Below are 8,289 nucleotides of genomic sequence, written 5' to 3'. Positions count from 1 at the left end.
ACTGCCGATACGGCCACAATAAGCAGCCCGAAGGAAGGGCTGCTGGTGTTTAATACCACAGACAACACCGCACTGGACCCGGGATATTATTATTGGGACAATACGGCATCGCTCTGGAAACCCTTTTACAGCGGTGCGGGTTCTACGGTAACCTCCACCACGCCGCGGATGTATGCTTCTGTGTTGGGATACAATCCTTTCGGCACCGGTGCACAGTCCCCGGATACATTCAGCTACAACGGGGTACAGGCTATCAAGCAGGGCTGCTTCTCCTTTACGGATTCCTACCTCGGTGCCCCGACGCATATGTACTGCGGCTATAACCTGAGTGCCTCGGTAGACTGGAACGGTGCTTTTGAAATGGGACAGTTCCTGAACGGCTACATGACCGCCATTACTTCGCAGAACGAATGGAATTTTATCAGGACCAACCTCCTGAACGGTTCCGGGAATTCCAACAATAATATCTGGATCGGGTATAATACGATCCAATATCCCGGGAACGAGCCGGAATACACCTGGATTACAGGAGAGAAATCGGATATCAACTGGTCCAATTCCTCTACCATCCAGGCCAATTATGAAACCGGTGAGCCGAACGGAACTTCAGGATGTGTACGGATTTCCCCTTCTTCCAATCCGGTAAGAGGATGGTACAACGATCCCTGTAATTCCACTTCGCTTAACGGAAGCCCTATCAACTTTTTAATCGTAGAATTTAATAACTGAGAAAATGAAAAGACTGATTACAGCCGCCGCCCTGCTGGCCGGAGGTATGCTCTCTACCCTGGATGCCCAGGTGTACATCAATGTTCCGCCTGCACAGTATGAAAGTTCCGCTTCTTTTCAGATTGAGAAAGCGGGGGCCGATAAGGGCGTGGCCCTTCCTGTCGTCTCACTGAATTCGCTTACGGATTACAGCCCTATTGCCCAGGTTCCCAAAGCAGGATTGCTGGTATACAACGACAGGATTACCGAAACCCTGGAGCAGGGATATTATTACTGGGCTGTTACCCCATCCCCGCATTGGGAGTCCATCGGGGGTATTAATAACCGGTTTACCATCATCCAGAACGTGGATCCGGGAATCCTGGGCTATGCGCCTGCCGGGACCGGCAGCAATGCACCGGCTTCTTTCCCTATCGGCAATACGACGGCAACCAAAACCCAGTGCCTTAAATGGGAACAGAACGTTGGAGGCAACGGGCATACCTATTGCGGGTACAAGACATCAGACGCAAGCGGGCAGAGCTTTGCCTCTGCGTACGAGGCCATTAAGAATATCGGCGGCTATATGGTGACCATTACAGCAGGCCGCGAATGGAATTTTGTCCGGAACAACATCCTGAACAATACGGCAAACCCCCTGAATGATCCGATATGGATCGGGTATACTTCCGTAAAAACTCCGGGAAACCCGGAGCGGTACCGCTGGATTACCAATGAAACCTGGCGGAGCAACTGGGACAATAATGCATCCGTGCAGTCTTTTTTCGCTCCCAACAATCCTGCTCCTGCAGGGAACGGCAGGTGTAACCTCATCGCCGGATCTGCCTTTGACGCCAACCGGCTCTGGTATACCGCCGACTGTTATTTTACGGATTTCTCCGGCGTAAACATCAATCACCTCATTGTTGAATTTAACCAGTAAATTTTATGAAAAAATTATATGCCCTGTTGTCTGTACTGAGCCTTTCTTTCTGGAATTCCCAAGTAGGTATAGGTACAACGACTCCCGATCCGTCTGCTGCGCTGGATATCGTATCATCCAACCGCGGATTTCTGGGACCCCATATCGCGCTTACGGCAAGGACAGACAATACCACGATTCCTTCCCCGGCAAACGGAATCCTGGTGTACAATACCACAACGCTTGCAGGAAATGAATCCACTGCGCTTGCTCCCGGCTATTATTTCTGGTATTCAGGCCAGTGGTACCCGTCCAAAAGAGGCGAGATCTTGAATATCACCACCAACGGCATCCTGAAATCCTACCTGGGTTACGATCCTGTCGGAATCCATACCGCTTCCGATTTCAGCAGCGGAGGAATCAGCTTTACCGGGCTGGGTTGCAAGCAATGGCCGGTCGCTTCAGGCGGTAACGACCATTGGTACTGTGCCTACACGGGCGACAAGCAGATTCCCTCCTGGGAAGAAATTTTCAATGCAGCGAAAAGCAGGGGCGGGTATATGGCAACATTTCCCACACTGGCAGAATGGAACTGGTTTGAAACCAATATCCTGAATGCCACAACCGGCTATAACCTCACCAGCTCGGTATGGATCGGGTACAATAAGGTTAATTTCTCCGGTAATCCTACGGAATTCACGTGGATCACAGGGGAGACCTCTAAAATACTGTGGAGCAACAATTCAAGTACTGAAGATTATTTCCGGGGCGGTGAACCGAATAATGCCGGCGGTAACGAAGGCTGTGTGCACGTCATCAATGCTGCGGACGGTGCCAACGAAGTCAAAAGGGGATGGAACGACATCATCTGCAGTACACCGGGATTTTCAGGTCCGTATAACCAGATTGTGATAGAATTCAACCAGTAGACCGTTGGGAAAGGATAGGGGAAAAGCATTTGCTCTGCACTATATTCTCTGACAGGATTTACTGAAATTCATCCGTATATCTCAAGGCTGCTTTTACCGGAGCAGCCTTTTCTGTTGGTTATTTTTTATATCTCACTGCAGAGGTCCCCAGCCTGAAACAAAAGGGCTTTTTACCATATGAGTCACATGAGATTTACGATTACTTATTTCATTCCCTTCCTTTGGAGGGGTGGCGGAAATTCAAGGAATTTTTGACGGGTGGTTTTTTTGAAAGTGAATGGTCAATAGTGAACTTGACTTTGGTTGTTATTCAAATTTTATTCGTTTGAATCAGATCTGCGTTTAGGTGAATGGTTATTGTTGGAAAAACACCAAGGCGCGAAGGGTTTTGCATGCTTGATGGGGTATGAGGCGCAAAGATTTTATCGAAGATAAAATTTGGAACGCAGATGACCATAACGGGAAATGCATTATAATCCGATCATAATTCAACTGTATAGAATATATGTCCGCAGATTGGGCAAATTTCGCAGATTTTCAATGAGCATGCAATGCTGCATGATCTGTACGTTTCTGGGATTTACGCCATCTATTCATTCGGATTACATCTCTCCTTTAGAGAGGCATACAAATTTGACTTTGTCAAATTCCTTGCGCCTTATACCGCAGCATTACCCGTATTCTTTCATGTCTTTGCGAAATTCCAAAACCCATCAGCAGTAGCCTTCCGAACTTACAGAGGCTCCCGACTGCAGCCTAAAACTTCCGACAATAGCTTAGATTTCCAGAAGGTGGCTGAGGCTCCCGAAGCCACCACAAACCAAAGGCTCGACGCAGTCAAAAGTCACAAAAGCTTATCGATACATGAGCTGACAAGATAATAACTAAATATTTTTCAGTGTTTCAAGCGATAAATGGTGATTATTCATAATTCATCATTCATAATTCATCATTCATCACTCATTACTCATTACTCATTACTCTGTAACACCCGGTCATTCACGCATGTGGTATTTAAAATTAATGCAACATAGTTGCTTTTTGAATTATTTGCTTACTTTTGCAACAAAGTTACCATAAGAAATGAAGTCCAGAATTTTAGACCTGATCGGTATTTCGGCGGCCACGCTCTGCCTGATCCACTGTATCGTATTCCCGCTGCTGATGGTTATTCCCCTGGGGATATCCCATAACCCCCTGATTGACCTGATGTTTCTGATCATCGGAATTGCCGTGGTTTTCAGGATCACTAAAAAGATCCGTTCGGCCAGGCTCAGGTTCCTGTTCTGGATCTCGGTTTCACTGATTGCCATTTCCGTCAGTCTTGATTTTCTGTTTCATGTCCACTCCGGCCTGATGTATTTCGGTGCTGCAGGGCTGATTACTGCTCACCTTATCCATTTTAAAAAGCACCGTCATTAATCCGGAATGATCCTTGGGACGGGAATCACATATGGCAGCAGGAAAGGGAAGATTAAAGCCTGTCAACCCGCTGATCATCAATCAATAATCTCTGATTTTATCTGCTCTGAAATCCTGAAAAAATAATTTTAAACACGCACAATCTATGACAACACCTTCATCCACCCATTTTGAAGTCATTATCATCGGGGGCAGCTATGCCGGCCTTTCCGCTGCCATGGCCCTCGGGAGATCGCTCAGGAAAGTCCTGATCCTCGACAGCGGAAACCCCTGCAATGCGCAGACCCCTTTCTCCCATAACTTCATCCCCCGGGACGGGGAAAAACCGGCAGAAATCGCAAGGGTTGCCCGGGAGCAGGTCCTGAAATATGACACCGTAACTTTTCTCCGGGAAAAAGCCGTCTCTGCGATAAAGACAGAGCCTGGTTTTGAAATCCGGACGGAAAACGAAAGCTTTTCAGCAGAAAAAATCATCCTGGCCACCGGCATTAGGGATATTTTCCCGGATGTAAAAGGACTGAAGGAGTGCTGGGGGATCTCGGTAATTCACTGTCCATACTGCCATGGCTATGAATTCAGAGGCCGGAAAACCGGCATTATGATCAATGGCGACCGGGCATTCCATGTCGCCGGGCTGGTAAAGAACCTTAGTGCAAACGTCAGTCTCTTTACCTCCGGGAAAGCTCAGTTTTCAGATGAACAGATACGGAAGCTGCAGGAAAACGGCATCGGCATCTTTGAACAGCCTGTTGCTGAAATCATCCACAGCGAAGGAAACCTCTCGGGGATCATGCTGGAAGACGGTACGGTTCACAGCATGGACGCATTGTATGCATCGCTTCCTTTTGAGCAGCATTCCGGTATTGCTGCACAACTGGAATGCGAACTTACCGAGACCGGACATATCAGGACCGATGCTTTCCAGAAGACCAGCACGGAAGGCGTATTTGCCTGTGGTGATAATGCTTCGCCCATGCGCTCGGTAGCCTACGCAGTAGCTTCGGGAAATATAGCCGGAGCCATGGTCAACCATCAGCTGGTGCAGGAACAGTTTTAATCTGTTGATGCGATCCTGATGCTTTCTCCTTTTTCCTGTGGAAACCGGTTTGCTGCCGTTTACACTGAGCTTTTCCCTTTAGCTTAAGTTTAATGTGTTTCATCAGCTGATTATGTGTATGAAAGGCGAGCGGAATCAAAATATGCCGGATCTCATGATCTGCCGGAACATACACCTCAACGGATGTATACCTTTGCGGTACCGGCACTATTCCCGTCTAAAAACTTATTTCGTATGTTCTAGGGTTAAAATTCAATTTAAAGTAAAATAATTTACTTTTTTTTCTTCCGGCTGAAGATTGTGGCATGGGTATTGTGATACCCCATTCACACTAAAAAACAAAATTATGAGCGAACAACACGCTGAAATCGAACACATTGAAAAAACAATCGAACTGGTGGAAACCGGGATTGAAAACGAATCGAAGACCGGAGCCTCTCCGAACATCAACAGCTGGATCAAGATCCTGAAAGACCGTCGTGGATTTGCCCCGATCCTTCATGATCTCGAAAAACTGAAGGATGCCATGGCTGACAAAGACAGCAAAAAGATCTGCAGCCTGCTGGAAAAGCTGGGCAATGCTACAGTAGAAGCAGCCGATAAGGCTGAAAATACAAAAGACAGTGCCTCTATAAAAAAGTTGGGGAAAGGATTGCTAAAAATCTCGAAATTGGCTGAAAAGTTAACGACAGAAAAAGCGAAGTAACGAAAAAAAGATATATTTTCACAATATGTCAGTGTTATAGTATGTTTTGCCATCCGGTTGGTCCGGGTGGCTTTTTTATTTTCATCGTATTTTATTCCTTTTATTACCTTTCTCTATTCTTCAGTATAATTGAGCATTGGAATTCAGGATATAATTGAAATTCTGTTCAGCCGGAAAGGAAAAGGTAAATGAGCGGCGGACCTAAAGGGGGCGGGTCATGAAAGCAGGTCTTTTAGCCTTTCACAACCCGCTTCCCACAGATCAGCCGGATGATCATATGACACATCACTCATCACTCATCGCTCATTAATCATAACTAATAATTCATAACTTATCACTCACCATCCATCATCCGTTTCTACCGTATGACCGGTCTGCTATTTATTGAAATTCTCGGCAAAAAAACCGAGCATGGATTTATAGAACTCGATGCGATTGTGCTCTTTCCCGAATCCGTGGCCTTCGTCGTATTTTACCATATAAGGGACTTCGAACCCTTTCTCCCGCAGTGCTTTTACGATCTGATCGGATTCATTGATGTTCACCCTCGGGTCATTGGCCCCCTGAACCACGAACAGCGGTTTCCGGATCCTGTCGATACGGAACACGGGAGAAACTTCCTTTGCAATTTTGGCTTCCTCAGGATGATCAAGATCGTACCAGATCTGTTTTACCATTTCCTTGTAGGGTTTCCAGTATTCCGGGAACGAGTCGAAGAAGGTGAAGATATTGGATACGCCTACATAGTCGACGCCGCAGGTGTAGAGGTCCGGTGTTTTGATCAGCCCCATCAGCGTCGCATAGCCGCCGTGGCTTCCTCCGTAGATGGCGACTTTGCTTTTGTCTATCCAGCCCTGTGCAATGGCATAGTGTACACCGTCTTCCACATCATCCATCGCTTTCCTTCCGATCTGCTTGTAGCCGGATTGCTGGAATTCTTTTCCGTAGCCCCCTGAAATCCTGAAATTCACCTGAAGGGTAGCATAGCCCCTGCTGGCAAACAGCTGGGTTTCTGGATTGAATCCCCAATCGTCCCGGATGCCCTGCGGACCGCCATGGGGATTAACGATCAACGGTACTTTTTTCCCTTCAAGCGCTTCTTTCGGCAGGGTAATGTATCCGCGGATCGTCTTGCCGTCCCTGCTTTTGAATTCAATCGGGCGCATTTCCGCCATATCTTCCTCCTTCAGCTGCGGCATAAGGTCGAAAAGAAGCCTGGAAGTCCGGGATCCGGTGTCGTAGACATAATATTTTCCGTAGAGTTTATCGCTGTCTACCACTACCAGCAGCTGCTCATCTTTATCATCCGAAGAAACGATGGAAATTTCCTTATCGCCAAATTCGGAAGCCAGCCGTTCATAGACCTGTTTGTACAACGGGCTCACCGGAATGGTCTCGTTCTTAATACCGTTATAGCTGATATAGTCCAGTTCGTACTTCCTGTTCCTGCCGGCCAGGCTGATGGAATTCACGTCGAAATCCGGGTGGGAATAAACTTCCCGGATCACGGCATTTTTCTTCAGGTCATACAGCACGATTCTGGACTTGTCACCGTCAAGATCGGTCACCAGGTAAGCTTCATCTTTGTTCTCAGAATTTTCGTTAAAGCTGAGGATATAGAAATTGTCTTTCCAGTCGGTGGATTTCAGGAGGTTGAATTTCCCGGTCAGGAGGTCCTTGTAATAGAGCTTCGTGGTCAGTCCGTTTTCCAGGACCGCATATCCGCGAAGATCTCCGCTTCTGTCGAAAATGTAATTGTCGATCGGGCTGTTGACGTCTTTGTTTTCATACAGCTGTGTCATTTCACCGGTATTGAAATTGATCCGGTACGGTTCAAAAATCTGTTTGTTGTTTTTATTCATCGTAACAATGACAAACGGCGTGTCCTTGATCAGCCTGACCATATTGAGCGTAATTCCTTCAAAGGGCGTAAGGTCCCTGAGGTTTTTCCCGTCGGTATCGGCGGCGTACAGGTGAATGTTTTCGTTCCCGCCGCGGTCCTGGGTGTAATACAGCCGGTTTTTATCCAGCCATCCGTAACTCTCGATCAGGTCTTCTTTTTCTTCTATCGCCCGGGTTACCGTACCGGTACTGATGTTTTTTACATAGACATGGTTCTTTCCGTCCTTGTCCTTTTCCTTGTACGAAAGGTACTGCCCGTCCGGGGAAATCTTGAACTGTGAAGCTTTCGGCCTGGCGAAATAATCCTCTACCTTGTATTTGAAGTTTCCCTTATCATGGGCAATCATGCGTTCAAAAGTGGCTTTTGGGGAAACCAGGGAAGGGTCGCCCGGCAGTTTGTTGGGTTGGGTTTGTGCATTCATAAAGACAGCGGAGACTACAATTTGGGTGATTCCGAAAATTTTAGCGGTCATGTTCATGTTTCAAAGTTTTGTGAAATTCTCTTACAGGATAAGACGTTTTAACCACAGGATTTGTTACATCCGTAAGTAAAATGGGGCTTCAAGAGCCTCAGCCATCGTGTCAAGTATCTAATGTTGTTAAGTTTGTAAAGATCCGATACCTGAGGTTCCCGAAGGCGGAG

Annotated in this window: 7 protein-coding genes; 6 read left to right on the top strand and 1 reads right to left on the bottom strand. The window is 47.0% G+C overall.

Annotated features, from left to right (window positions below; genetic code table 11):
- The 6 genes from QZ735_RS03605 to QZ735_RS03580 all read left to right on the top strand — a co-directional run.
- The coding region (locus QZ735_RS03605; protein WP_294244310.1) for a C-type lectin domain-containing protein at positions 1 to 729 on the top strand (729 nt) is incomplete at its 5' end.
- Positions 730 to 733: 4 nt separating this feature from the next.
- Positions 734 to 1,651, top strand: coding sequence for a C-type lectin domain-containing protein (locus QZ735_RS03600; protein ID WP_294244306.1), 918 nt, complete (start codon positions 734 to 736; stop codon positions 1,649 to 1,651).
- A 5-nt stretch (positions 1,652 to 1,656) separates the two neighbouring features.
- The gene (locus tag QZ735_RS03595) at positions 1,657 to 2,559 is read left to right on the top strand and encodes a C-type lectin domain-containing protein (protein WP_294244299.1); all 903 of its coding nucleotides are present in this window, start codon (positions 1,657 to 1,659) and stop codon (positions 2,557 to 2,559) included.
- Between the two features lie 1,083 nt (positions 2,560 to 3,642).
- Entirely contained in the window at positions 3,643 to 3,981 is a 339-nt protein-coding gene (locus QZ735_RS03590) for a MerC domain-containing protein (protein ID WP_294244297.1), read from the top strand.
- A gap of 145 nt (positions 3,982 to 4,126) precedes the next feature.
- Positions 4,127 to 5,038 carry an NAD(P)/FAD-dependent oxidoreductase gene (locus QZ735_RS03585; RefSeq protein WP_294244295.1) on the top strand — a complete coding sequence of 304 codons (912 nt, stop codon included), beginning with the start codon at positions 4,127 to 4,129 and terminating at the stop codon, positions 5,036 to 5,038.
- 346 nt (positions 5,039 to 5,384) lie between these two features.
- A complete protein-coding gene (locus QZ735_RS03580) occupies positions 5,385 to 5,744 on the top strand; it encodes a hypothetical protein (protein ID WP_294244292.1) in 360 nt (119 codons plus the stop codon).
- 377 nt (positions 5,745 to 6,121) lie between these two features.
- On the opposite strand, the gene QZ735_RS03575 is transcribed toward QZ735_RS03580, so the two are convergent.
- A complete protein-coding gene (locus QZ735_RS03575) occupies positions 6,122 to 8,125 on the bottom strand; it encodes a S9 family peptidase (RefSeq protein WP_294244290.1) in 2,004 nt (667 codons plus the stop codon).
- Between the last annotated feature and the right edge of the window lie 164 nt (positions 8,126 to 8,289).

It is taken from the genome of uncultured Chryseobacterium sp. (assembly GCF_913776365.1).
Lineage (GTDB): Bacteria > Bacteroidota > Bacteroidia > Flavobacteriales > Weeksellaceae > Chryseobacterium.
The sequence above is the reverse complement of the archived record's forward strand: the minus strand, read 5'-3'. Positions and strand labels throughout refer to the sequence as shown.

Excerpts from the sequence above, each read along its gene's own strand:
- QZ735_RS03600 (WP_294244306.1), top strand. The coding sequence starts at position 734 with ATGAAAAGACTGATTACAGCCGCCGCCCTGCTGGCCGGAGGTATGCTC.
- QZ735_RS03595 (WP_294244299.1), top strand. The coding sequence starts at position 1,657 with ATGAAAAAATTATATGCCCTGTTGTCTGTACTGAGCCTTTCTTTCTGG.
- QZ735_RS03590 (WP_294244297.1), top strand. The coding sequence starts at position 3,643 with ATGAAGTCCAGAATTTTAGACCTGATCGGTATTTCGGCGGCCACGCTC.
- QZ735_RS03585 (WP_294244295.1), top strand. The coding sequence starts at position 4,127 with ATGACAACACCTTCATCCACCCATTTTGAAGTCATTATCATCGGGGGC.
- QZ735_RS03580 (WP_294244292.1), top strand. The coding sequence starts at position 5,385 with ATGAGCGAACAACACGCTGAAATCGAACACATTGAAAAAACAATCGAA.
- QZ735_RS03575 (WP_294244290.1), bottom strand. The coding sequence starts at position 8,125 with ATGAACATGACCGCTAAAATTTTCGGAATCACCCAAATTGTAGTCTCC.